Source organism: Halomonas sp. A020 (genome assembly GCF_027943625.1).
Classification (GTDB): domain Bacteria; phylum Pseudomonadota; class Gammaproteobacteria; order Pseudomonadales; family Halomonadaceae; genus Vreelandella; species Vreelandella piezotolerans.
This window is the reverse complement of record NZ_AP022850.1, coordinates 1321258-1346577: the sequence shown is the minus strand read 5'-3', so window position 1 is coordinate 1346577 and position 25320 is coordinate 1321258. Positions and strand designations below refer to the sequence as shown.

Genomic DNA, 25320 nt, shown 5'->3' with positions numbered 1-25320 from the left:
GGGCCGGGCTCAATCGCCGCGCAGCCGCCCGCCCATCTCCTGAGCAAGATCGACTGCATAGTGGTCGGTCATCCCCCCAATGAAGTCCAGCATGCGACGGTAGCTGTCATAGAGCGTCCATGACGGCAGTGGCGTGTTCTCACCGATCAGTGCCAGTACCCGCTGGTGTTTGAAAGAGCTGTGGCCCGTGTGATGCAACTCATGAGCCGCGCCGATAAAGGCTTCCAACAAAATTCCCAGCGTGGTGTAGGCACCAATTTCCAGCTTTGCCTTACGCTCATTTTGAAATATCCGCTCACGAGCCAGCTGCTTGGCCGACTGCACCCCCCAGCCCAAATCCGGGTGACACAGCTCTAACAGATCTTCGCTGAGGGTACCGCTGAGTAGCGCCTGCTCATGCTGCACGAATACCGCACCTACATCATTCACGGCCCGCTCCATGGCAGCGCCCCTGAGCAAGGCAATACGGCGGCGTTGCGAGACATTTTTACGCTGCATCTCGGCATACTCCGGTGGGAACTCACCGGCAATTTGGCGCAAAATCTCGACCACTTCCTCGTAGCGCAAAATGCCCATCTCCAGACCGTCTTCCAGGTCTAGCAAGGCGTAGCAAATATCATCTGCCGCTTCGACAAGCCAAGCCAACGGGTGGCGACACCAGCGCTGCTCCCCTTGAGGAAGTAACCCAACCGCATCTGCTACCTCGGTTAACAGCGCCTGTTCGGACTGATAGCAGCCAAACTTACCCGCTCGCCCGCCATAGCGCACCGTCCATGGATACTTCAGCAGTGTGCCCAAGGTGGCGGCCGATAGGCGCATGCCACCGTTGAACTGGTTGTACTCGATCTGGGTAATCACCCGAAAGCCTTGCGCATTGCCTTCATAGGTCAACAGGTCTTCACGCTCGGCCTCGGACAGACCATCCAGAAGCCCGCTTCCTTGGGCGCGACGGAACCAGTCGCGGATAGCGTACTCACCGGCGTGACCAAAGGGCGGGTTACCAATGTCGTGCCCAAGGCACGCGGTTTGCACGATGACACCAAGATCGGCAGGCGTTATCCAATCGGGGAGACGGTCACGCAGTAGTTCACCGACGATCATCCCCAGCGAACGGCCAACGCAGCCAACTTCGAGGGAGTGAGTCAAACGCGTGTGGATATGATCATTTTCCGTCAGAGGATGAACCTGGGTTTTACGGCCCAAGCGTCGGAAAGAGCCGGAAAAAACAATGCGATCATGATCTTTATGAAAGGGGCTGCGCCCAATTTCTCGGGTGCTGTCTGTTCGTTTATCGTGAAGGCGTCGAGGGGAAAGTAATTGATCCCATTGCATTTGTGTCATAGCGCTCCTCCTTGGAGTGCACATTCTGACATAAAAAGGCTGACATAAAACGACGGGATCGATGGACAAACAAAAAACCCAGCCGGTTGGCTGGGTTCTTTGCGGTATAAGTGCCTGATTATGTTCGGGCCGGCCACCCGGCGGGCGGCGCTCCGCTACTCTTCAGGGGGAGACCCCTAAAAAGCAAAACCCCGACCAGATGGCCGGGGTTTCGTAATAAGTGCCTGACGATGACCTACTCTCGCATGGGGAGACCCCACACTACCATCGGCGCTAAGCGGTTTCACTTCTGAGTTCGGCATGGGATCAGGTGGTTCACGCGTGCTATGGTCGTCAGGCGTAACGGGTAATGCATATCATGCTGAGTGCGTCGTTGACGCGGTAAGTGATCGTCTCATGTCCGCCAGCGTCTTGGCGGGCGAATGCGTATCCGGTTTTCCGAGTGGCTGTCCACTCGATCGTTATCACGGCGACCAGACCCCTTGGGTGTTATAGGGTCAAGCCTCACGGGCCATTAGTACACGTTAGCTCAACGCCTTGCAGCGCTTCCACACCGTGCCTATCAACCAGCTGGTCTCGCTGGGCCCTTTAGGAGACTCTAGGTCTCAGGGATGTCTCATCTTGAAGGGGGCTTCCCGCTTAGATGCTTTCAGCGGTTATCCCGTCCGACCATAGCTACCCGGCAATGCCACTGGCGTGACAACCGGAACACCAGAGGGTCGTCCACTCCGGTCCTCTCGTACTAGGAGCAGCTCTTCTCAAACATCCAACGCCCACGGCAGATAGGGACCGAACTGTCTCACGACGTTCTAAACCCAGCTCGCGTACCACTTTAAATGGCGAACAGCCATACCCTTGGGACCGACTTCAGCCCCAGGATGTGATGAGCCGACATCGAGGTGCCAAACACCGCCGTCGATGTGAACTCTTGGGCGGTATCAGCCTGTTATCCCCGGAGTACCTTTTATCCGTTGAGCGATGGCCCTTCCATACAGAACCACCGGATCACTAGAACCTGCTTTCGCACCTGCTCGACGTGTCTGTCTCGCAGTCAAGCACCCTTATGCTCTTGCACTCATTGCACGATGTCCGACCGTGCTGAGGGTACCTTCGTGCTCCTCCGTTACGCTTTGGGAGGAGACCGCCCCAGTCAAACTACCCACCACACACTGTCCTCGATCCGGATCACGGACCTGAGTGAGAACGCCAATGATGCCAGGCTGGTATTTCAAGGTTGGCTCCACCCGAACTGGCGTCCGGGTTTCAAAGCCTCCCAGCTATCCTACACAGGCAACATCAGCGTCCAGTGTGAAGCTATAGTAAAGGTTCACGGGGTCTTTCCGTCTAGCCGCGGGTACACCGCATCTTCACGGCGATTTCAATTTCACTGAGTCTCGGGTGGAGACAGCGTGGCCATCATTACGCCATTCGTGCAGGTCGGAACTTACCCGACAAGGAATTTCGCTACCTTAGGACCGTTATAGTTACGGCCGCCGTTTACCGGGGCTTCGATCAAGAGCGTCGGCCGAGGCCTAACACCATCACTTAACCTTCCGGCACCGGGCAGGCGTCACACCCTATACGTCCGCTTGCGCGTTAGCAGAGTGCTGTGTTTTTACTAAACAGTTGCAGCCACCTGGTATCTTCGACCGGTTCGGGCTGAAGGAGCAAGTCCTCTCACCCTACGCCGGCGTGCCTTCTCCCGAAGTTACGGCACCATTTTGCCTAGTTCCTTCACCCGAGTTCTCTCAAGCGCCTTGGGATTCTCACCCTGACCACCTGTGTCGGTTTGGGGTACGGTCGCACATGATCTGAAGCTTAGAGGCTTTTCCTGGAAGCGTGGCATCAATGACTTCGACACCGTAGTGTCTTCGTTTCGTGTCTCGGCCTTGAGCACCCGGATTTACCTAAGCGCTCAGCCTACTCACTTTCACCAGGACAACCAACGCCTGGCTCACCTAGCCTTCTCCGTCCCCCCATCGCAATCATGTCCGGTACGGGAATATTGACCCGTTTCCCATCGACTACGCCTTTCGGCCTCGCCTTAGGGGCCGACTCACTCTGCTCCGATTAGCGTCGAACAGAAACCCTTGGTCTTCCGGCGAGGGAGTTTTTCACTCCCTTTATCGTTACTCATGTCAGCATTCGCACTCGTGATACCTCCAGCATGCTTCTCAACACACCTTCATCGGCTTACACGACGCTCCTCTACCGCTCACACATAGTGTGAACCCGTAGCTTCGGTACCTGGTTTAGCCCCGTTACATCTTCCGCGCAGGCCGACTCGACTAGTGAGCTATTACGCTTTCTTTAAAGGATGGCTGCTTCTAAGCCAACCTCCTAGCTGTCTGAGCCTTCCCACATCGTTTCCCACTTAACCAGGATTTGGGGACCTTAGCTGACGGTCTGGGTTGTTTCCCTTTTCACGACGGACGTTAGCACCCGCCGTGTGTCTCCCACGCTGGCACTCACCGGTATTCGGAGTTTGCCTCGGGTTGGTAAGTCGGGATGACCCCCTAGCCGAAACAGTGCTCTACCCCCGGCGGTGATACGTGAGGCGCTACCTAAATAGCTTTCGAGGAGAACCAGCTATCTCCGAGCTTGATTAGCCTTTCACTCCGATCCACAAGTCATCCAAATCTTTTTCAACAGATCCTGGTTCGGGCCTCCAGTTGATGTTACTCAACCTTCACCCTGCTCATGGATAGATCGCTCGGTTTCGGGTCTATATCCAGCGACTGTGTCGCCCAGTTAAGACTCGGTTTCCCTACGGCTCCCCTATACGGTTAACCTCGCCACTGAATATAAGTCGCTGACCCATTATACAAAAGGTACGCAGTCACGGAACAAGTCCGCTCCTACTGCTTGTACGCACACGGTTTCAGGATCTATTTCACTCCCCTCTCCGGGGTTCTTTTCGCCTTTCCCTCACGGTACTGGTTCACTATCGGTCAGCCAGGAGTATTTAGCCTTGGAGGATGGTCCCCCCGTCTTCAGTCAAGGTTTCTCGTGCCCCGACCTACTCGATTTCACGTGATCAGATTTTCGACTACGGGGCTATCACCCGCTATGGCCAGACTTCCCAGTCTGTTCGCCTAATCTTTCACACGCTTAAGGGCTGGTCCCCGTTCGCTCGCCGCTACTAGGGGAATCTCGGTTGATTTCTTTTCCTCAGGGTACTTAGATGTTTCAGTTCCCCTGGTTCGCCTCTTACGCCTATGGATTCAGCGCAAGATACTCATCTTGTGATGAGTGGGTTTCCCCATTCAGAGATGTCCGGGTCACAGGTCGTTTGCCACCTCACCGAACCTTATCGCAGGCTACCACGTCTTTCATCGCCTCTGGCTGCCTAGGCATCCACCGTGTGCGCTTCATTGCTTGACCCTATAACCCGAAGGGGTCTGGTGTCTCGCAATGATAACGATTGCCGGATACGCTTGAGACGTATCACTTAACAATTACGTATGAACGTTATAAAACGTTCATGTCAGCATGATATACATTGTTAAAGAGCGACTGCTATGCGCAGTGATAAGCGGATGCTTTTTTCACTTCAAAAGAAAAGGAAAGACCTTTTTTCTTTTTTTAATGTGAAGAAAACGCTTATCACTGCGTAACGACAGCATTCTGATCAGGTAATTCATTGTGAGCGCTTACCGCGAGGATGAGTCATCGGTTAAGGAGGTGATCCAGCCGCAGGTTCCCCTACGGCTACCTTGTTACGACTTCACCCCAGTCATGAACCACACCGTGGTGATCGCCCTCTTGCGTTAGGCTAACCACTTCTGGTGCAGTCCACTCCCATGGTGTGACGGGCGGTGTGTACAAGGCCCGGGAACGTATTCACCGTAGCATTCTGATCTACGATTACTAGCGATTCCGACTTCACGGAGTCGAGTTGCAGACTCCGATCCGGACTGAGATCGGCTTTTCGGGATTGGCTCACTCTCGCGAGTTGGCAACCCTTTGTACCGACCATTGTAGCACGTGTGTAGCCCTACTCGTAAGGGCCATGATGACTTGACGTCGTCCCCACCTTCCTCCGGTTTGTCACCGGCAGTCTCCTTAGAGTTCCCGCCATTACGCGCTGGCAAATAAGGACAAGGGTTGCGCTCGTTACGGGACTTAACCCAACATTTCACAACACGAGCTGACGACAGCCATGCAGCACCTGTCTCTGCGTTCCCGAAGGCACTAAGGTATCTCTACCAAATTCGCAGGATGTCAAGAGTAGGTAAGGTTCTTCGCGTTGCATCGAATTAAACCACATGCTCCACCGCTTGTGCGGGCCCCCGTCAATTCATTTGAGTTTTAACCTTGCGGCCGTACTCCCCAGGCGGTCGACTTATCGCGTTAACTTCGCCACAAAGTGCGCTAGGCACCCAACGGCTGGTCGACATCGTTTACGGCGTGGACTACCAGGGTATCTAATCCTGTTTGCTACCCACGCTTTCGCACCTCAGTGTCAGTGTCAGTCCAGAAGGCCGCCTTCGCCACTGGTATTCCTCCCGATCTCTACGCATTTCACCGCTACACCGGGAATTCTACCTTCCTCTCCTGCACTCTAGCTTGACAGTTCCGGATGCCGTTCCCAGGTTGAGCCCGGGGCTTTCACAACCGGCTTATCAAGCCACCTACGCGCGCTTTACGCCCAGTAATTCCGATTAACGCTTGCACCCTCCGTATTACCGCGGCTGCTGGCACGGAGTTAGCCGGTGCTTCTTCTGCGAGTGATGTCTTTCCTAGCGGGTATTAACCGCTAGGCGTTCTTCCTCGCTGAAAGTGCTTTACAACCCGAGGGCCTTCTTCACACACGCGGCATGGCTGGATCAGGGTTCCCCCCATTGTCCAATATTCCCCACTGCTGCCTCCCGTAGGAGTTCGGGCCGTGTCTCAGTCCCGATGTGGCTGATCATCCTCTCAGACCAGCTACGGATCGTGGCCTTGGTGAGCCGTTACCTCACCAACTAGCTAATCCGACATAGGCTCATCCGATAGCGGGAGCCGAAGCCCCCTTTCTCCCGTAGGACGTATGCGGTATTAGCCTGGGTTTCCCCAGGTTATCCCCCACTACCGGGCAGATTCCTATGCATTACTCACCCGTCCGCCGCTCGTCAGCATCCAGCAAGCTGGATCTGTTACCGCTCGACTTGCATGTGTTAGGCCTGCCGCCAGCGTTCAATCTGAGCCATGATCAAACTCTTCAGTTTAAGATCAATGCGGTTCTTACCTGTCACCGAAGCAACAGAAGCGAACCAAACTTGGCTCAAGGGTCAAACGAATTCATTCATTAGGCCGAAGCCTGTTTGACGAGTCGCTTGCCTTGATAATAGGTGATTTATCACCCTCATCGGCAAGCGCCCACATGAATTACCTGATCAAATTGTTAAAGAGCAACTTTCTTAATATCGCTGCGGCGGGCTCGATGACCTGACCCGTGTTGCCTCAGCGAGGAAGGCGTATTCTACGCATTCCGTGGTGTTTGTCAACCGCTGTTTTCAGCGGGCGAAGCGAGCGATCTGACCAACCTACCACAGAGCTCTAACTTCCTGACAAACAAGAGGTTTTTCAACCTCATCACCGCTGGTAACGCTGGGCGTCCCCGGCAGCGGATGCGTACTTTACGGGCTCAAAGCCGGGTTGGCAAGGGCTAATTATCTAATAGTCGAAAAAAGTCTCGGCCAGATCATCTGTTCTCTCATATCAGGGGGCGGAAACCGCTTCGGCACGTCTGGTTTGGCGGTTACACTTAGCGCTTTATACGGCGGCCACCTTCACCCACGCCCACTAATGATGAGGTCCATGATGAGCCAGCACCTATTAACTGTCGATTCATTAAACCGCGATAGCGTCGATCACCTATTGCGCGTAGCAGCTCGCATGGAGCCGATTGCGAGTCGCCGTCAGGTGACGCGGGTGCTGGAAGGAGCGGTTCTGGGCAATTTGTTTTTCGAGGCGAGCACCCGTACGCGGGTGAGCTTCAATGCCGCCTTCTGCCGACTGGGGGGAAGCGTATGCGACACCACGGGCTTTACCTTCTCGTCCATGGCGAAAGGCGAGTCGCTGTACGACACCAGCCGCGTCATGAGCGGTTACTGCGATGCCATCGTCATGCGTCACCCTGACCAAGGGTCGGTCGCCGAATTTGCTGCGGCAACTCACGTTCCGGTCATCAACGGTGGCGACGGCCCAGGCGAACATCCCAGTCAGGCACTGTTGGATCTCTATACGATCGATAAGGAGTTTCAGCGGTTGGGCAAGCGCTTGAGCGGGGCACACATTCTGTTGACCGGTGATTTGAAGTACGGGCGTACGGTGCATTCGCTCATCAAGCTGCTGTCGCTCTATGACCCGCTGCGCATAACGCTGGTGTCCCCACCGGGGTTGGAGATGCCCACCCATCTGATCGATCTAGTGACGTCGCGCGGTCACCGCGTCGAACAGCGGGACTCGCTGGCCAGCGATTTCAGCGACCTGGACGTGGTGTACACCACACGTATTCAGAAGGAGCGTTTTACCGATGAGATGAACGAGAGCTTCCAGGGGCTCTCCGATGACTTCATGGTCAATCGTGATTTTCTTGACCAGCGTTGCAGCCAAAGCACGATCGTGATGCACCCGTTGCCCCGTGATAGCCGCCCGGGCGCCAACGACTTGAACGTCGATTTGAACGGCGACCCTCGGCTGGCGATTTTCCGCCAAACCGATAACGGTATTCCCATGCGGATGGCGATCTTTGCCACGCTGCTAAAAGTAGACGAGTTGATTGAAAAGGATCTGCGGCCCGTGCGTTGGTTTGTGCCATCACAAACCGGCACGCTGGACCGCTAATCGCGTTAATGTGTCGTGCGCCCGCCGGGAAGGCCTTCCTGGTGGGCGAACCAGCCTTCCAAAATCAGCACCGCCGCAATGCCATCCACGCTCTCTTCTCGGTAATTCCCTCGGTGCCCCGCCCCGTGGGCAATTCGCTTGGCTTCTTGGGTGGAACCACGCTCATCGACCATTTCGCATGGTTTGCCGTAGCGACCATGCAAACGGTTGCCGAACTTGCGCGCCCGCGTGCTCATGAGCGACTCGCTGCCATCCATATTGAGCGGCAAGCCGACGACGAACAGATCGGGCTGCCACTCGTCGATGAGGCGCGTGACCACGTTCCAGTCGGGTATACCGTCACGCGCAGGCAGCGGCGCCAGCTCCCGCGCACTGTGAAGCAGCTCGTTGCCCACGGCCACGCCGATGCGCCGCGTTCCAAAATCAAATGCCAAGATCAGACGCTGCCCGTTACTTGCCATGCGTCTTACGCCTCATCCAGCCACACGCTCACGCGTGCCCTGCATTGCGTGTCATGAGGTTTAGGTCGACCCCAAGGATACCTGCAGCGGCCGCAAGACGTTCAGCCGGTGGCGTATCAAAAAGCACGTTGCTGTGGCCCTCTACGGTGAGCCAGGCGTTCTCTTTCAACTCATCCTCTAATTGACCCACATCCCAACCGGCACAGCCCAAGCATACTAAGAAGTGCTCAGGTCCGTTACCATCGGCAAGCGCTTGGAGGATATCCATGGAGGTCGTCAGGGCAATGCCGTCTTCCACCTGAACGCTGGAGTCCCACGCCTGACTGTCGCCAACATGGAGAATGAAGCCGCGATCTTTATGCATCGGGCCACCGTAGTAGACCGGCGCATTGCGGTAGGGGCTGTCGTCGCCTCCCAATGAAAGCTGCTCGAACAGCGCATCCAGGGTGATTTCCATCGGGCGATTGACGATCACGCCCATGCAGCCGTTGTGGTCGTGATCACATAGATAAATCAGGCTGCCCGCGAAGTTGGGGTCTTCCAAGTGGGGCATCGCCATCAAAAAGTGGTGTTTTAAACTTTGCATGCGTCTCCTGCGGCTTGCCAATCGCTCGGCAAGCCTTGCGTCATAGGGCGGGTTGAGCCGTCACCGGTTAAGCCAAGCGACGCTCGATCGCGTCCAGCAGCATTCCGGCAATGTCGGTGCCGCGCTGGTCGTCGATTTCACGAACACAGGTAGGGCTCGTCACGTTGATTTCGGTGATATAGTCGCCAATCACGTCCAAACCGACGAACATCAGTCCTTTCTCGCGAATCATCGGCTGCACCTGCTGAATCAACCAGTGGTCGCGTTCGGTCAGTTCGCGACTCACGCCGCGCCCGCCGGCAGCCAGGTTGCCGCGGGTTTCGCCCGCCGAGGGAATGCGCGCAAGGCCAAACGGCACCGGTTCCCCATCGACCAAGAGAATCCGCGTATCGCCATCCTTTATGGCCGGCAGATAGCGCTGGGCCATGATTTGACGCTGACCGCGCAGCGTCAGCTGCTCGATCACCGCGCCAATGTTGCGGCCCTCGGGGCCGATATGAAAAATTCCTGTACCCCCCATGCCATCGAGCGGCTTGAAGATCACATCGCCATGCTCGGCATGGAACGCGCGCAGCACGTCATCGCGGCTGGCGACGACCGTCGGCGCGCAGCACTGGGGAAACTGCTGGGCAAAGAGCTTCTCGTTACACTGTAGCAGGGCTGCCGTGGGATTGACGATCAACACGCCCTCACGCTCGGCAAAGCCCAGCAGATGCACCGCGTTGATGAATTCGGCATCCACCGGCGGGTCTTTCCGCATCAGCACTACGTCCAGTTCGGCCAGCGGGCGTTGAGTCGCCTCGCCTAGGTCGTACCAGTGTTCGGGGTTTCGGTGCACTGTGAGAGGGCGCATCCGCGCATAGGCCTGGCCCGCTTGCAAGAAAAGATCCTCCTGCTCCATATAGTGAAGCGTGTAGCCACGCTCTTGGGCAGCCCACAGCATGGCCAAGGTAGTGTCTTTCTTGTACGCGATGTCGCTGATGGGATCCATCACCACACCGAGGTGCAACGTTGATTGGCTCATCGAAATACAGTCCATGCAGGATCAATAAGTCATCAGTATGCCGCACTGCAGGCACGGCTCCAACCGCGGCTATTGATCCGACGTATCGGAGAGCGCACCGGGTACCAGGCGGATCGCATCCGGCGCCAGGGTGATCAACTGCTGTTTATAGAGTCGGCCAATCGCCTGTTTATACGCGCTTTTGCTCACGCCCAGTCGCGTTTTGATATCGTGCGCCGAACTTTTATCACCTAACGGTAAATAGCCGCCGCTTTCGCGCAGCGCCTTCAGCACTTTATCCCCCACGACGTCCAGGCGTGCCGCGCCGGGCGGTAGCAGCGAGATATCCACGCGACCATCCTCGCGGCGCTGTTTCACAAAGCCTTTTAGCGACTGCCCACGACGCAGCGGCTGGGTAATGTCGTCCTGATAGATCAAACCCCAATAGCGGTGATTGACCACCACTTTCATGCCTAGGTCCGTGCGGTCGGCCACTACCAAATCGACTTCGTCGCCCTTCTCTAACGCCCAGGCGTCATCCGTCAGAAAACGATCGAGGCGCATGGTAGCGACCGGGCGCCCCTGATCGTCACTGTACAGCATCACCAACACCCGCTTGCCAGGGTCGGGGCGAAAACGCTGTTCGCTGTAAGGCAGCAGCACGTCTTTGGGCTGCCCCCAGCGCAAAAAGGCTCCGGTACTATTCACCGCCGTCACGGTTAAATAGGCCACATCGCCCAGCTGGGCCGACGCATCGCTGACAGATCGAGGGGTGGCGTGTGATTCACGGACCATGGGTGCTGTCCTTACTGGAAGTAGAACGTCATTATGGTACCTTGCCAAAGCTAGGCAAAGCGGCGTCGGATGAAGAGAGCGCCAGGTACAAAAAACCGCTGCCGAAGCAAACACGGCAGCGGCTTGATAGTAAGCGCTTACATATCGCCGAAGTGATGCTGTAGAAGCGTTAGCGCAACGACAGGGGCCGTTTCCGTACGCAGCACACGCGGGCCCAGCGTCAGAGGCATAAAGTGGCTGGCGGTCGCGGCCTGAATATCTGCCTCGCTCAAGCCGCCCTCCGGGCCGATCAGCAGCGCGGCAGACGCCGGGCACTCTGACTGAGCAAAGCCATTACCCGTCGCTAGGTGCAGCATCAAGCGCAGGGGCTCCTGGCGCTCGGCCAGCCACTCGCCTAACGTCTGCGGGGGGTGCACGGGTGGCACTACCGCCCGGCCGCTCTGCTCGCAGGCGCTGGCCGCCACGGCCTGCCAATGCGCCAGCTTCTTTTCTTCACGGTCGCCTTTCAAACGTACATCGCCCCGCTCGGTATAGAGCGGGGTAATCGCCGCCACGCCGAGTTCGACGGCTTTTTGAATGGCGTAATCCATGCGATCGCCCTTGGAAATCGCTTGCCCAAGATGCACCGCCAGCGGTGACTCGCCGCTACCCGCCCATACCGCTTCCACGGTCACGGTCGTCTGCTTGCGGCTCACCTCGGCTAACCGCACGCCTGCTTCTTGGCCACGGCCGTCGAATACGATCAGCGGCGCGCCTTCGCCCATACGCAGCACGCGAGTCACGTGCTTGGCCGGGCCGTCGGGCAGCGCTAGCGTCGTGCCCGCCAACAGCTCGGCAGGCACATAGAGACGGGGCATTTTACCGTGTCGGGCCTGCCAATCGGCGGCGGTCAGCGTGTCCGACATGGCTTAGTGCGTGTTCTCAGCCGCTTGGCTAGCCTGCTGCGCTTCGCGCTGCTTGCGCTGGGCATACATGGCTTCGAAGTTGACCGGTGCCAGCATCAGCGGCGGGAAACCGCCACGGTTGACCAGGTTATCGACGCACTCACGGGCATACGGGAACAGCAGATTGGGGCAGAACGCACCCAATGTCTGATCGAGCTGCGCGCCTTCGATACCCGCAATACGGAACAGGCCCGCCTGCTCGACTTCCGCCAAGAACGAGGTCGTGCCGGTTTCGCTGTCGTTGACCTGCGCGGTCACTTTCACCACGACTTCGTACTGGTCGTCGGCCACTTTCTGGCTGGTGGTGTTGAGGTCCAGGTTGACCTTGGGCTTGAACGCTTGCTTGAACACGGAGGGAGAGTTCGGCGCTTCGAAAGAGATGTCTTTCACGTAGATACGCTGTAACGAGAATTTCAGCTGAGGTTTTTCGCCTTCTGCGGCGCCTGCCTGCGGGGTGTTGTTATCTTCCGCCATGGGATACTCCTAATCGTTCTTCCATTAAAAAAGGTGCGGCGTTACCGCGACGTATGCTCTCGTTTACTTCTTGACCACCGGGAGGCCATCCGCCTGCCACTGCGCCATGCCACCACGCAGCTTCATCGCCCGCTCGAATCCGGCTTTGGCGAGCTTCGCTTGGGCAGCGCCAGAGCTTTGGCCATGCTTGCACACCACGATGATTGGCTGGCTTTTCACTTTATCCAGCTCGCTCATGCGGCTGTCGAGGCTGCTTTGGGGAATATTGCGAGCGCCAGCGATATGCCCGGCTTTGAAGTCTTTGCTCTCACGAATGTCCAGCACTACCGCATCTTCACGGTTGATGAGCTGAGTGGCCTGCGTGGAGGACACCGCATTCGAAGCGGCGCTGCGCGTTTCATAAACGATCCACGCTATGAGCACCAGCAAAAATGCCCCCACGAGGAGGGGGTGGTTCATTACGAATTCGAACAGCTGATCGATCATCGCGAACACAATCTCTTGGTCTATGCAGAAAAAAGCGGCCTAGCCGCCCTCAGAAACACGACGAGTATACACGTCACAGGGCATACCGCGCAGGCCATGACGCCCGACGGCTGCCTGCGTTATGATGCCCCAAGCGCGCGCCTGTCGCGACCCCGATTATCAGGTGCTGTCTGAAAACTGGTAGAGCCGCCCTCGCCAGGCTTTCAAACCGTACCTCACGTCGCTTGGCTGACCCACAAAAGAGGGATTCTTTCATGGCATCATCTGCACCGCGCCCCGTGGCGCTGATCATCCTAGACGGCTACGGCCACAACCCCGATAGCGCTCATAACGCCGTGGCAGCGGCCAACACACCGGTGATGGACGCACTGTGGGCCAACCGTCCCCACGCCTTCGTGCATACCGATGGCCGCCATGTCGGGCTCCCCGACGGGCAGATGGGTAATTCCGAAGTCGGCCATATGAACTTGGGGGCCGGACGCATCGTTTACCAGGACTTCACCCGCATCACCAAAGCCATCGAAGAGGGCGACCTGGACACCAACGAGGTGCTCACCAAGCCGATCGACGACGCCGTTGCCAATGGCCGCGCCGTGCATCTGCTCGGCTTGCTCTCACCAGGCGGCGTGCACAGCCACGAAGATCACTTCATCGCCCTGGCCGAGCTGGCAGCGCGGCGCGGTGCCCAGCGCATCTACGTGCACGCCTTTCTAGACGGTCGCGACATGCCCCCACAGAGCGCGTTGGCGTCCATCGAGCGCGCCAACGCACGGTTATCCGAACTCGTCGGCGCCGATAACGGTTTTGTCGCCTCCATCATTGGACGCTTCTTCGCCATGGACCGCGACAACCGCTGGGAGCGCGTCGAGCAAGCCTACCGGTTGCTCACCGGCGGCCACGCGGAGTACACGGCCACCAGCGCGGAAAGCGGCTTGCGTGATGCTTACGAGCGCGGTGAAACCGACGAATTCGTGGCCGCAACCAGCGTGCCGGTCAACGGTCATGCCGTGACGTTACACGATGGCGACGCGGCGATCTTTATGAATTTTCGCTCCGACCGCGCCCGCGAACTCACGCGCGCCTTTACCGAATCGGGGTTTACCGGCTTCGAACGTCAGGCACGCCCAACGCTGGCAGGCGATGGTTTGGTGATGATGACCCAGTATGCCGCCGACATCGATGCGCCTGCCGCGTTTCCGCCCACCGATCTCACCGATACGCTGGGTGAGGTAGTGGCCAAGCGCGGCCTCACTCAGTTACGCATTGCGGAAACGGAGAAGTACCCCCACGTAACGTTCTTCTTCTCTGGCGGTAACGAGGCCGAGTACGAAGGGGAAGAGCGCATTTTGGTGCCCTCCCCTCGCGACGTCAAAACCTACGACGAAAAGCCCGAAATGAGTGCGTTCGAGATCACCGACAAGCTCGTTGAAGCGATCGATAGCGGCCGTTTCGATCTCATGGTGTGTAACTACGCCAACGGCGACATGGTCGGCCACACCGGGGATTTCGATGCCGCCGTGAAAGCGATCGAGACCGTCGACATTTGCGTTGGTCGCGTGGTGGAGGCCATCGAGCGCGCAGGCGGTGCCTGCCTGATTACCGCCGATCACGGCAATGCCGAACAGATGGTCCACCCGGACACCGGCGCCCCACAAACCGCACACACCACCTTCGTGGTGCCTCTGGTATACGTGGGTGAGCGGGCGGCAGAGCTCGACGACGGCCGCCTGTGCGACCTGGCCCCCACGCTGCTGACCATGATGGACCAGCCGCAGCCTGAGGCGATGACGGGCAAGCCGCTGCTGCGTTTTACCTAATGCCCATGTGGCGACCACTCGCCCTCGCCGCTCTGCTGCTGGCCTTGAGCCAGCAGCCCGCCTTGGCGCAGCAGAACGAACGCGCCGCCCGGGAGCAACTCGACGCGCTCGGGCAGGAGATCGACGCCATGGCCGAGCGGCTCAGCGCGACCGGTCAAGCCCGCGATAGCGCTCAACGCGAGCTGCAGGCCGTGGAAACCGAGCTCGCCGAGACGCACCAGCGGCTGGATCAACTTCAGGCCGAGCGGCGTCAACTCAACGATGAAACTACTCAATTACGCCAACATCGCGAACGCTTGCAGAGCGAACGGGAGTCTCAGTATCAGGCGCTCGGTCAGCAGCTCGCCGCGCTCTACCGGTTAGGGCCGACGCCCCAACTCAAGCTGCTGCTCAATCAAAGCGACCCTGCCGAACTGGACCGCATGCAGGCCTACTTGAATCGGCTGACGCAGGCGCGCCAGCAGCGTCTCACCGATATTGCGCGGCTGGACACGGCGCTTGCCGATACCGAACGGGCACTGGCGGAGCGCCAAGCGCGTTTGGATACGTTGGCGAACGAGCTGGAAACCCAAAGCGCTCTGCTCGCCGAGCGCACCGAAGCGCGCCGTGGCGTGGTGGAGACGCTGGATGACCGCTACGGGAGCGAGGCGGACCGACTGGCCGACCTGAACCAGAGTCGCGAACAGGCCGAGCAACAGCTCCGCGCGATTCAGGCCGAACTGGCCCGCATGGCAGAGCCCACGCCCACCACGCACATCACCCGCACGCAAGGGGATTTGCCTTGGCCCGTGCAAGGCAGCATCACCGCCAGCTTTCAGCGGCGGAACGGGGTTCACTACAACGGCATCGTGATTCAGGCCAGCGAAGGCACGGCGGTCACGGCGGTTCATTCGGGCCGTGTGGTGTTTGCCGACTGGATGCGAGGGTTCGGTAACTTATTGATCATCGACCACGGCGATCAGATCATGACGCTGTATGCGCACCTGCAACAGTTCAGCGCCCGTCCCGGTCAACAGGTGAGTCGTGGCGATGCCATAGGCCGAGTGGGCAATAGTGGAGGACAATCCCGACCCGCCCTCTATTTCGAAGTGCGACGAGGCGGAGAACCTATTAATCCGCAACGTTGGATTGCGCGCCGTTGACGGGATAAGCTGGTGCTACTCTCTTTATAGTCACGTTCTTTATTGTCGCTCTCTTTACCATGAACCTCACAACCCGTGCAGTGCCACTGGCACTGCCTTTCGCCTAGCGGAGTCCGCATGACGCTATCTGTTACCGAGGTATCGGCCCCTGCCAAGCGCTTATTGGCCACCCTGCTACCGCTCGCGCTGCTGGCGGCCCCGCTCCCTCTGGCAGCCCAGCCGTCGAACAGCGCCGCTGATGATCTGCCGTTGGAAGAGATTCAAACGTTCGCCGAGGTCTTCGAGCGTATCAAGCGCGGCTACGTCGAAGAGGTCGACGACCGTACGCTGCTGCGTAACGCCATGCGGGGCATGCTCAGCGAGCTCGACCCTCATTCGGCCTACTTGGATGAAGAGGAGTACCAAAGCCTGCGGGAGTCTACCCAAGGCGAGTTTGGCGGCATCGGTATCGAAGTCGGCACCCAAAATGGCCAACTGATGGTCGTCACGCCCATCGATGACACGCCCGCCTCCCGGGCAGGCCTGCTGTCTCAGGACATCATTGTGGCCATCGATGGCACCCCCACCGATAGCCTCTCACTGCAGGAAGCCGTCAATCTGATGCGCGGTGAGCCAGGCACCACGCTGCGCCTGACGATTTTGCGTTCTGGCGAAGAGGCACCACGGGAGTTTACCCTCACCCGTGAAGTGATCCGCAGTGAGAGCGTCAAACAGGAGACGCTGGAACCCGGCTACGGCTATTTACGCATTAGCCAATTCCAGTCCCGCACGCCCGAGCAGGCTCGCCGAGCCTTGGAGCGCATGGCGCGAGAGCAGCCTCTGGAAGGGTTGATTCTCGATTTGCGCAATAATCCTGGCGGCGTCTTGCAGGCAGCGGTCGGCGTGGCCGATCTGTTCCTCGATGACGGGCTCATCGTCTATACCGAAGGACGTCTTTCGGACACCGAGATGTCGTTTTCGGCGTCTCCCGACACCCCCGCCGGTGACGTGCCGCTCGTGGTCCTCATCAATAGCGGTAGCGCGTCGGCTGCGGAAATCGTCGCGGGCGCCCTGCAAGACCAGCGCCGGGGTGTCATCATGGGAACAGAAAGCTTCGGTAAAGGCTCCGTGCAGCAGATCATGCCGCTGGGCAATGGCGAAGGCTTAAAGCTGACAACCGCGCTGTACTACACCCCCAATGGCCGCTCGATCCAGGCGCAAGGTATCGAACCCGACGTAGAAGTGGTGCGTGGCCGCCTGGAAGTGGCGGAGGCGCGACGCGCCATTCGTGAGGCGGACTTGGACGGACACCTCGGTAGCCAAAGCGACATGCCTCCCGAGCGTGCCGCCATGTCTCAGCGGTTACGCGACGACTACCAGCTTAGCGAGGCGCTTAATTTGCTGAAAGCGCTGAACGTCGTGGATCGCCGCCGCGGCTAACGGCAGGAGATCGGCAGGCGACCCCGCTCTCCGGTCGCCTGCCGCATCACCAAGCGCTTAAGCGGTACGAACTTGTTCATGCCGCTCATCCCGACGTTGCGCGCCAGCGTCAGCACCGGCTGCTGGCTACCAAACAGCTGCTTGAAGCCTTTCATCAGCCCCAGCATGGTGGCGTTATCCAAACGCCTTCGACGCTCGAAACGGCTGAGTGTCGTTACGTTGCCCCAGGGCGCGCCGCGCCGCCACGCCCCAACGACTTCTTCCGCCAATACCGCAGCGTCCATCAAGCCCAAATTAACGCCCTGCCCGGCCAGCGGATGCAGACTGTGGGCGGCATCACCTACCAACGCGAAGTTGGGCTGCACATAATGCTGGGCGTGGCGCTGGACCAGCGGGAAACGGTAGGCACGATCCACAGGCACGACCTCCCCCAAACGATGCTCGAACGCCTCGCCGAGCGCCTTCCCCAGCGCTTCTGGCGAGTGCTCGGTCAGCCCTTGGGCATGCTCGGGCGTGGTGGACCAGACAATGGAACAGTAGCGGTCGTCTCCGTTCACGGTGAGCGGTAAGAACGCCAGCGGACGGCCGCCCAGGAAAGCTTGTCGTGCGGTACCGCCGTGGGGATGAGTACAGCGCACCGTGGTGACCACCGCCTCTTGCGCCATCGACTCCTCGGCCACCGGGATGCCCGCTAGCGCTCGTAGCGCAGAGCGCGCGCCATCGGCGGCGACGAGCAGCGGCGTCTGTAGCTGCCTGCCATCGTCGAGCACCAGCCAGCGGCCACGCGCCGTGGTTTGCAGCGCCTCCACCCGCACACCATCCAACCGCGTCAACGTCGGCTGCTTGGCCACTTGCTCGTTAAGCGCCGCCAGCGTCACCTCGTTCTCGACGATGTGCCCCAGCGTGGCGGTGCCTGCCTCGTCGGCCGAAAAACGAATACGACCGCTGCCCTCGGCATCCCACACCTCCATGTACCGGTAAGGTGTGACGCGCGCCGCCTCCATGGCGGGCCAAGCCCCCAAATGGGTGAGCAGCCGCTGTGACACCGGCGTCAGTGCGCTAACGCGTGGGGCGGGAACTCCGTCGGCCACATCCTGCAAGCGCAGCGGTGACGGCTTGGCTTCTACTAGCGCCACCTGCATACCCGCCTCGGCCAATAGCCCGGCCAGCGCCGTGCCCACCATGCCCGCTCCTACGATCACGGCATCGAAAGGGATGATGGAAGGCTTAGCCGCGTCTGCTGACGTAGTCATAACACTCCTTGGCTTGGGTAGATGAGAGCCATCGTTGAGGGATTCGTGCGCTGTCGCCGCGCATCAGCGTTCTAGCCCCATAGCTCGGCGTGCCAAACGGCGGCGCAGCGGGCCGATCAAATTGAGGCCTATCAGCCCTGCTCCCCGCGCGTGCGGTAGCAGCGGCAGCGAGTAGCCAAACAGGCGCACCAAGCCATCGCTAAAACGAATCACGTTGGCGCGGTCTTGAGCTCGGCGTCGCTCGAACGCCTGCAGCGTCGCCATATCTCCCAGGGCGCGCTGCTGCTCGGCACCTTGGGCAAGGGCTTCGACCAAATCCATCACCGAGCGCAGCGCCAGGTTGAAGCCTTGGCCTGCCACAGGATGCAGCGCATGGGCGGCATTGCCTAACACAGCCAAGCCGGGCCGCACGGGCTCCTCCGCGGTCACTAGCGAGAGCGGATAGCTAAACCGCTGGCCCACCTTGGTAAATCGGCCGACCCGGTCGCCGAACGCCCGCTGAAGCGCTCTCAAGAACGCCGCGTCAGACAGCGCCATTCGAGCGGTTTCGCTACCGCTGGCGTGCGTCCAGACCAGCTCCATGGCTTGACCTGGCAACGGCAGTAGTGCAATGGGTCCTTCCGAGGTAAAGCGCTCGTAGGCAATGCCCTGGTGGGGCTGACTGATGCCCACATGGGCAATCACGGCGGTTTGTTCATAAGAGTGGCGGCGACTGGCGATACCGAGCTGCTCTTTCAACCCAGAGCGGCCGCCATCGGCCAAAATGGTCAACGCCGCCGTCAGCTCACTGCCATCGGAAAGCCGTAAATGGTGGCCGCTGGCCGTGGGCGTTAACCGTGCCACCGTGGCCGGACAGTGCCACTCGATAGGCAGTTGCTGCAGCTTCTGATACAGCACTCGCCCCATCCAGGCATTGGGAATCACGTGCCCCAAGGCAGCAACGCCTAGCTCTTGCGCATTGAGGCGCGTCGCGCCCAACCGGCCCCGCTCGCTGATATGGATACGCTGAATCGGCGTGGCCTCGGCCTGCATCGCTTCCCACACCCCTAGCTGACGAAAGCGCTGGGCCGAGCCTTCGGCGATGGCACTCGCCCGGGCATCGAAGCTCGGTTGCCACGTCGCGCCTTCCGTACTTTGCGATAGCGCATTGGCTTCGATGATGGCGACCCGCCAGCCATAGCGCTCGATGAGCGGTGCCAATGCACAGCCCAAACTGGCCCCCACCAACCCACCGCCCACGATCACGACGTCATGGGTGGGCGACGGCGCTTGTGGACGTGATTCCTGCTCAGCCCTATACATTGGCCTCTCCTCCTTCATACAGCGCGACCACAGCGATTCGTAATTCCGTAATGTAGATTACATAAACTTCCAGGCGTCTAACGAAGCTGATTATTTATTAGCCATTAGTTTCTCGATATCTTCCACCTGCTTCGGTACGTCGGCGGTCAAAATGTCATGGCCCTGTTCGGTGACCACTACGTTATCCTCGATACGAATGCCGATACCGCGATAAGCTTCTGGAATATCGTCGTCGCAGGGAATGTAAAGACCGGGTTCGACGGTCAGCACCATGCCTGGCATCAGTGGCCGTGGTGTGGCCTCATCGAGGCGATAGGTACCTACGTCGTGCACATCCAGTCCTAACCAGTGAGACGTGGAGTGAAGGTAGAAGCGCCGGTAGCTCTCGTCATCGATACGCGCTTGCACGTCGCCCGTCAGCAGGCCTACCTCGATGAGGCCAGCGGTAAGGTCCTCCACAACGCCTTGGTGGATATCTGCTAGCGTAGCGCCTGGAGCAATGGCTTTCACCGCCCGCTCCTGTGCGCCTAACACCACGTGGTAGAGTTCCCGCTGGGCGTCGTTGAAGCGCCCACCGACCGGAAAGGTGCGTGTGATGTCGCCTGCGTAGAGATCGAATTCCGCCCCAGCATCGATCAGTACGAGCGTGTTCTCTTCCAGCACATCGCTGTTTTCAATATAGTGCAGCACGCAGGCATTGGCCCCGCCGCCCACGATAGTGCTGTAGGCTGGCCCGCTAGCCCCGTGCCAAACAAAGGTGTGTTCCAGCTCGGCCTGGAGCTGATACTCATACACTCCTGCCTGGCAGGTGCGCATGGCGCGAACATGGGCCTGAGCGGAAATCGCCGCCGCATGGCGCAAAAGCGCAATTTCGGCGGGGCTTTTGATCAGGCGCATTTCGTGAATCAGCGGGCGGCTATCCAACCAACCCTTCAACGGCGGTTTGCCCCGACGCATACCCGACTGAGCCTGAGCCAGCGCTTCTTTGGCAATGCCCAGCGCGTCGGGGTTATCCAGCGGCGCATAGAGCAGCTCACGACCTTCGAGCAGCGAGGGTAGCCGTGCGTCGCGCTCGGCATTTTCGAATGCCTGGTCGAGACCATGCTGGCTGACAACGCCCTGAGCCCCCAGCCGACGGCCGGTCCAAGCTTCCAGATGGGGGTCGCGATCTTGGCAGAACACCACGCTTTGCCCTTCGCCACGGCCCGGCAACAGCACCAGTAGCGCGTCCGGCTCCTGAAAGCCGGTCAAATAGTAAAAGTCGCTCTGCTGGCGGAACGGGTACTCGCTGTCGTGGGAGCGAGTCACCAAGGACGCCCCAGGCACCAGCAGCGCCGCATGGCTTGGCAGCTTGGCCAGCAGCGACTCTCGGCGCTGACGGTACTCTTCAGGCGAAATGGCAGCAGGGCGAGGCAATGGCGTGGGCATAACGGCTCCTATCGCGTGGTGGCTCAATGAACGGGGGCGTCGGTTTGCTCTACTTGGGGCTGACCGGGATGCTGTTCGGTGTAGAGCAACATGGCCGCCATTCGCGCGTGTTCCGTCAGCGCAAACAGGTCGTTCTCGTTCTCCGGGCTATCGTCGATGTCGGTCTCGATCTGGCCGAGGCCTTCCAGATCATCGATCGCTTCTTTCAAGGTCTGCGACCAGCGCTCCCGAAGCGCGTCGTCGACGACGTCCTCGATGACTTCCATGAAGCCCAACGTCCACTCTTTCAGCCCTTGCGCCTGCTCGGCAAGAGAGAACAGCTCGTCGGGCAGCAGCGGTGCGTAATTCATGTCGCTCGCGCTCAGCGCTTCCAGCGTCTGGCGGCGCCAGCCCAACAGGCGCTCGGCGCTAGCCTGATCACGGGGTTGCTCGACCCCCAGGCTTAGGCACACTTCTTCCAGCCATGCGTCGGCAGTGACATCCCGCAGTGCCAACAAGCCGCACAGCCGTCCGTCCAGAAAGGCAGGAGACTGCATGCTGCCGTGGAGTAAAAATACATCCGCTACGTCAGAAAAATCCTGCCGTTCGTCAATCAATGACATGATTCTTGCTCGCTTTACCAAAGATAAGGGTATGACCAAAGGGATAGGGCGGGAAGCCTTCGCGTTGACCCCGCACAAGCGGCTCTCTTATAGTGAACGCCGTCTATCCTTCCTATGTAGTGATGTTAACGCATCGGGACCCTTGCTGGCCCGTGCTGGAGTCTTTGATGAGTCACGCAAAGCGGCCAACGAAAGAGATTACCCTACTGGGTCGCAGCTATATGATTGCTTGCGACACCGGCGAAGAAGCCCAGCTCGAACGCGCTGCTCGCTATTTGGACCGCGCGATGCACGGCATACACGCCCAAAGCAGCGTCCTGGGAAGTGAGCGCATCGCCATCATGGCCGCGCTCAATATTACCCATGAATTGCTAGAAGCGCTGGATGAGCACCGGGCCGGTGAAGCCAATCTGAACCGTTTGAGCGAGCGGCTCGAGCGTGCTCTAGCGGGCACTCGGCGCAATGCGCCTTGAACCACGCCTTCTTGCAACCGAGACTTTGGCATTAGCTGCGGCTCTGTTAGGATAGTGGTGTTCTCTGGGATGTACGCCAGTCGTTATAGTCCCTCGAGCCTATGCGCAGTACCCAGGGGGCCAAATGCTAGCCAGACCCGTGTGCATGTCCGTGCGTCGGAAAGCCTGACGGTTTGGCTGCGGCCACCCACCTGAACCAGTAGGTTCAGGGCCAGAACGACAGCGGCATTCTGGGGAACACTTTGCCATGACGTCTTATGAGATGAGCCTTACCTCACCTAATGACAAGCCAGCCCTCCGGCGCGAGCTGAAACGTCGTCGTCGCGCGCTCTCCGCCGAACAGCAGCGGCAAGCCGCCTTGGCGCTATGCCAGCGCTTGAAGCAGCTCCCTGAAATCCGTCGCGCCAAGCGCATCAGCCTCTACCTGCCGGTCAATAGCGAGATTGACCCTACGCCACTCATTCCTTGGCTACGCAAACGGCGTGTGGCCATCTACTTGCCCGTGCTTCGCCCGTTTAGCGCCAACAGCCTTTGGTTCGTGGCGTACGACGCCAACACCCCTATGATCCACAATCGCTTCGGTATTGCCGAACCTTGTCCGCGATTTGCCGTTCAGCGCCGCCATCGACTGCCCGCCTGGGCACTGGACACGCTCATCGTGCCGCTAGTGGGTTTCGATCGTCAGGCGAATCGAATGGGCATGGGCGGTGGATTTTACGACCGCAGCTTGTCGTTCATGCGTCATCCCGGGCCAGCCCCTGCGCTGATTGGCGTGGCTCATGCCTGTCAGCAAGTAGCATCGCTGCCCGTTGAACCTTGGGATATTCCTCTCACTGCGGTCGCCAGCGATACCGGCGTGGTACGCCCAATAAAAACGGGCTGATCACAAGGATCAGCCCGTTTTTATTGTCTATTCACCCAGTAGGTGCAGCATGGTTGCCAAGGACGCTCACATTAACCGTTGGTTAACTTCCTGATAGCGCCTGTGCATATCCAGTGGCTAATACGCCGAGTAAAAACACCACTGTTAACGCCATCACCATATCAGGCTTTCTACGCCGCATGCCTCTTCTCCAACGTCTTTCGCAGTTGCCAAATACCCTTAAGTGCGCCACCAAACTTTTCATGTCGAGAAGATGACACACCTCATTAATTTCGTTCACGACTATAGGGCCATAAGGGGCTCGATGACAACTGCTAAAAGCACTATTTTAAGCCCTCAATTAAACGTTTCAGTCACTCTCACCTGCCTAGCAGCTCTAGCCCATACTGTTAGCGCTTACTTACATTAGGTTACGCCATAAAGAGTCGATAGGCGGGGTTATCGCTCTCTTGCCAATAGCGGTAGCCAATGGCATCCAAGTACTCAGTGACGTGCGTGCGATCCTCGCTCGGCACTTGCATACCCACTAATACACGCCCATAAGCAGCACCGTGATTACGATAGTGAAATAGAGAGATATTCCAATCGTGTGGCAGTTGAGTTAAAAAATTCATCAGTGCACCAGGACGCTCTGGAAACTCGAAGCGATAAAGCTCCTCTTCAAAACGCTCGCTGGGGCGTCCGCCACTTAAATGGCGAATATGCAGCTTTGCTAATTCATTATCGGTTAAATCTTCCACCTGATAACCACCTTCGCGCAATTTATCGATCACCGCCTGTCGATCCTCACCGCCCGGCTTGATTTGAACGCCCACGAAGATATGCGCGTCGCTATCATCGGCGTAGCGGTAGCTGAATTCGGTCACCATCCGTTTCCCCAGCGTGCGGCAGAACTTCTTGAAGCTGCCGGGTTTTTCGGCGATGGTGACGGCCAAGATGGCTTCGCGCTGCTCGCCTAGCTCGGTACGTTCGGCAATGTGCTGCAGTCGGTCGAAGTTGGTATTGGCCCCCGAATTGATACACAGCAGCGTCTCGCCTTCAGCCCCCGTCTGCTGAACGTACTTTTTGAGACCTGCCAACGAGAGTGCGCCAGAGGTTTCAGCAACGGCGCGAGTATCTTCGAAAATATCCTTTACCGCGGCACACATCTCATCGGTATTCACGGTAATCACGTCGTCGACGAGGTCGCGCACCAGCGAGAACGGCACTTCACCAATTTGCGCTACCGCAACGCCTTCGGCAAAGACACCGACCTGATCCAACACCACGCGCTCGCCGGCCTCCATAGCGGCTTTGAGACAGGCGCTATCCTCGGCTTCCACGCCGATGATTTTGATGTCTGGACGCAGGTACTTTACGTAGGCTGCCACGCCGGCAATCAGGCCACCGCCGCCGACGGGGATGAAAATCGCGTCCAAACGCCCCCCGTGCTGGCGCAGAATTTCGACACCAATGGTGCCTTGCCCGGCCACCACGTCGATGTCGTCAAACGGTGGAATATAGGTGTAACCGTGCTCGTTGATCAGTTCCTGAGCATGCTCGGCAGCCGCCGCGAAGGCATCGCCTTTGAGGACTACCTTGGCGCCACGAGCACGCACCGCTTGAACCTTGATATCCGGCGTGATACGCGGCATGACGATGACTGCTTTCACGCCCATCAGCTTGGCGGCCATAGCCAACCCCTGAGCGTGGTTGCCCGCCGACGCCGCGATGACCCCTTTGGCCTTCTGCTCATCGGTCAACTGGGCCATTTTGTTGTAGGCTCCACGAATTTTGAACGAAAAGACCGGCTGTAAATCCTCGCGTTTGATCAAAATCTGGTTATTGAAGCGACGCGACAAAAAGGGAGCGGGCGAAATGGGCGTCTCACAAGCGGCTTCATAAACGCGGGCTTGGAGGATCTTTTTGACGGTGGCTTCGAGCATGCTGACATCCCAGAAAAATGACGTGCCCCTGGCGGGCGCGAGAAAAGCCTTTATTGGTAGCAGATGACAATGGGCAACGTCCAGCGGCGTTTCCATCGGCACTGGACGCTTGGCCCGTTATACTAAGGGCGACTGCCTCTCCGACTATTGGACCC

General features: G+C 58.8%; 19 protein-coding genes, 3 rRNA genes and 1 other RNA gene. 7 read left to right on the top strand and 16 right to left on the bottom strand.

Annotation, left to right across the window (positions count from 1 at the left end; all coding sequences use genetic code 11):
* Positions 1-9: 9 nt before the first annotated feature.
* From FRH_RS06185 to FRH_RS06170, 4 genes are all read right to left on the bottom strand, one after another.
* Positions 10-1341, bottom strand: coding sequence for a deoxyguanosinetriphosphate triphosphohydrolase (locus tag FRH_RS06185; protein WP_139528578.1), 1332 nt, complete (start codon positions 1339-1341; stop codon positions 10-12).
* 222 nt (positions 1342-1563) lie between these two features.
* Positions 1564-1679 (bottom strand): 5S ribosomal RNA (gene rrf / locus FRH_RS06180).
* Positions 1680-1834: 155 nt separating this feature from the next.
* A 23S ribosomal RNA gene (locus tag FRH_RS06175) occupies positions 1835-4725 on the bottom strand.
* 293 nt (positions 4726-5018) lie between these two features.
* Positions 5019-6551: ribosomal RNA gene (locus tag FRH_RS06170) — 16S ribosomal RNA — on the bottom strand.
* Together the 16S, 23S and 5S rRNA genes form the textbook arrangement of a ribosomal RNA operon.
* 595 nt (positions 6552-7146) lie before the next feature.
* On the opposite strand from FRH_RS06170, the gene pyrB reads away from it, so the two are divergent.
* Entirely contained in the window at positions 7147-8172 is a 1026-nt protein-coding gene (gene pyrB, locus FRH_RS06165; RefSeq protein WP_139526262.1) for an aspartate carbamoyltransferase, read from the top strand.
* A gap of 5 nt (positions 8173-8177) precedes the next feature.
* Here the strand turns inward: pyrB and ruvX are convergent, their stop codons facing one another.
* From ruvX to FRH_RS06130, 7 genes are all read right to left on the bottom strand, one after another.
* The gene (gene ruvX, locus FRH_RS06160; protein ID WP_139526211.1) at positions 8178-8633 is read right to left on the bottom strand and encodes a Holliday junction resolvase RuvX; all 456 of its coding nucleotides are present in this window, start codon (positions 8631-8633) and stop codon (positions 8178-8180) included.
* A gap of 28 nt (positions 8634-8661) precedes the next feature.
* Positions 8662-9219, bottom strand: a complete 558-nt coding sequence (locus FRH_RS06155; RefSeq protein ID WP_139526210.1) for a YqgE/AlgH family protein — start codon at positions 9217-9219, stop codon at positions 8662-8664.
* 67 nt (positions 9220-9286) lie between these two features.
* Positions 9287-10243: a glutathione synthase gene (gshB, locus tag FRH_RS06150; RefSeq protein ID WP_139526209.1), complete on the bottom strand. Its 957-nt coding sequence runs from the start codon at positions 10241-10243 to the stop codon at positions 9287-9289.
* A 69-nt stretch (positions 10244-10312) separates the two neighbouring features.
* Positions 10313-11017 (bottom strand): S1-like domain-containing RNA-binding protein, encoded by a 705-nt coding sequence (locus tag FRH_RS06145; RefSeq protein WP_139526208.1) that lies wholly within the window; start codon positions 11015-11017, stop codon positions 10313-10315.
* Positions 11018-11154: 137 nt separating this feature from the next.
* Positions 11155-11922, bottom strand: coding sequence for a 16S rRNA (uracil(1498)-N(3))-methyltransferase (locus FRH_RS06140; protein WP_139526207.1), 768 nt, complete (start codon positions 11920-11922; stop codon positions 11155-11157).
* 3 nt (positions 11923-11925) lie between these two features.
* Positions 11926-12435, bottom strand: a complete 510-nt coding sequence (gene secB / locus FRH_RS06135) for a protein-export chaperone SecB (protein WP_139526206.1) — start codon at positions 12433-12435, stop codon at positions 11926-11928.
* 63 nt (positions 12436-12498) lie between these two features.
* Positions 12499-12921 (bottom strand): rhodanese-like domain-containing protein, encoded by a 423-nt coding sequence (locus FRH_RS06130; protein WP_139526205.1) that lies wholly within the window; start codon positions 12919-12921, stop codon positions 12499-12501.
* Between the two features lie 254 nt (positions 12922-13175).
* Here FRH_RS06130 and gpmI point away from each other — a divergent pair, with 254 nt between their 5' ends.
* The 3 genes from gpmI (at position 13176) to FRH_RS06115 (ending at position 17299) form a co-directional block, all read left to right on the top strand.
* Positions 13176-14738: a 2,3-bisphosphoglycerate-independent phosphoglycerate mutase gene (gene gpmI / locus FRH_RS06125; protein WP_139526204.1), complete on the top strand. Its 1563-nt coding sequence runs from the start codon at positions 13176-13178 to the stop codon at positions 14736-14738.
* Complete coding sequence (locus FRH_RS06120) at positions 14738-15880, top strand: peptidoglycan DD-metalloendopeptidase family protein (protein ID WP_139526203.1); 1143 nt, start codon at positions 14738-14740, stop codon at positions 15878-15880. The genes gpmI and FRH_RS06120 overlap by 1 nt, the downstream gene beginning before the upstream one ends.
* Positions 15881-15997: 117 nt before the next feature.
* The gene (locus tag FRH_RS06115) at positions 15998-17299 is read left to right on the top strand and encodes a S41 family peptidase (RefSeq protein ID WP_139526202.1); all 1302 of its coding nucleotides are present in this window, start codon (positions 15998-16000) and stop codon (positions 17297-17299) included.
* Here the strand turns inward: FRH_RS06115 and FRH_RS06110 are convergent.
* The 4 genes from FRH_RS06110 to FRH_RS06095 all read right to left on the bottom strand — a co-directional run bounded on the left by FRH_RS06110 (position 17296) and on the right by FRH_RS06095 (position 21884).
* Positions 17296-18552, bottom strand: coding sequence for a UbiH/UbiF/VisC/COQ6 family ubiquinone biosynthesis hydroxylase (locus tag FRH_RS06110; protein ID WP_139526201.1), 1257 nt, complete (start codon positions 18550-18552; stop codon positions 17296-17298). The genes FRH_RS06115 and FRH_RS06110 overlap by 4 nt on opposite strands.
* Positions 18553-18615: 63 nt before the next feature.
* Positions 18616-19854, bottom strand: a complete 1239-nt coding sequence (ubiH, locus tag FRH_RS06105; RefSeq protein ID WP_281997976.1) for a 2-octaprenyl-6-methoxyphenyl hydroxylase — start codon at positions 19852-19854, stop codon at positions 18616-18618.
* Positions 19855-19944: 90 nt separating this feature from the next.
* On the bottom strand, positions 19945-21282 hold the full coding sequence (gene pepP / locus FRH_RS06100; protein ID WP_281997975.1) for a Xaa-Pro aminopeptidase: 1338 nt from the start codon (positions 21280-21282) through the stop codon (positions 19945-19947).
* Positions 21283-21305: 23 nt separating this feature from the next.
* Positions 21306-21884 carry a YecA family protein gene (locus FRH_RS06095; protein ID WP_139526198.1) on the bottom strand — a complete coding sequence of 193 codons (579 nt, stop codon included), beginning with the start codon at positions 21882-21884 and terminating at the stop codon, positions 21306-21308.
* A 167-nt stretch (positions 21885-22051) separates the two neighbouring features.
* Here FRH_RS06095 and FRH_RS06090 point away from each other — a divergent pair, with 167 nt between their 5' ends.
* The 3 genes from FRH_RS06090 (at position 22052) to FRH_RS06080 (ending at position 23240) form a co-directional block, all read left to right on the top strand.
* The gene (locus FRH_RS06090; protein ID WP_139526197.1) at positions 22052-22357 is read left to right on the top strand and encodes a cell division protein ZapA; all 306 of its coding nucleotides are present in this window, start codon (positions 22052-22054) and stop codon (positions 22355-22357) included.
* 58 nt (positions 22358-22415) lie between these two features.
* Positions 22416-22598: non-coding RNA, 6S RNA (gene ssrS / locus FRH_RS06085), on the top strand.
* Positions 22599-22604: 6 nt separating this feature from the next.
* Positions 22605-23240 (top strand): 5-formyltetrahydrofolate cyclo-ligase, encoded by a 636-nt coding sequence (locus FRH_RS06080; RefSeq protein WP_231125627.1) that lies wholly within the window; start codon positions 22605-22607, stop codon positions 23238-23240.
* Between the two features lie 410 nt (positions 23241-23650).
* Here FRH_RS06080 and ilvA read toward each other — a convergent pair whose 3' ends face one another.
* On the bottom strand, positions 23651-25165 hold the full coding sequence (gene ilvA, locus FRH_RS06075; protein WP_139526195.1) for a threonine ammonia-lyase, biosynthetic: 1515 nt from the start codon (positions 25163-25165) through the stop codon (positions 23651-23653).
* Positions 25166-25320: the final 155 nt, after the last annotated feature.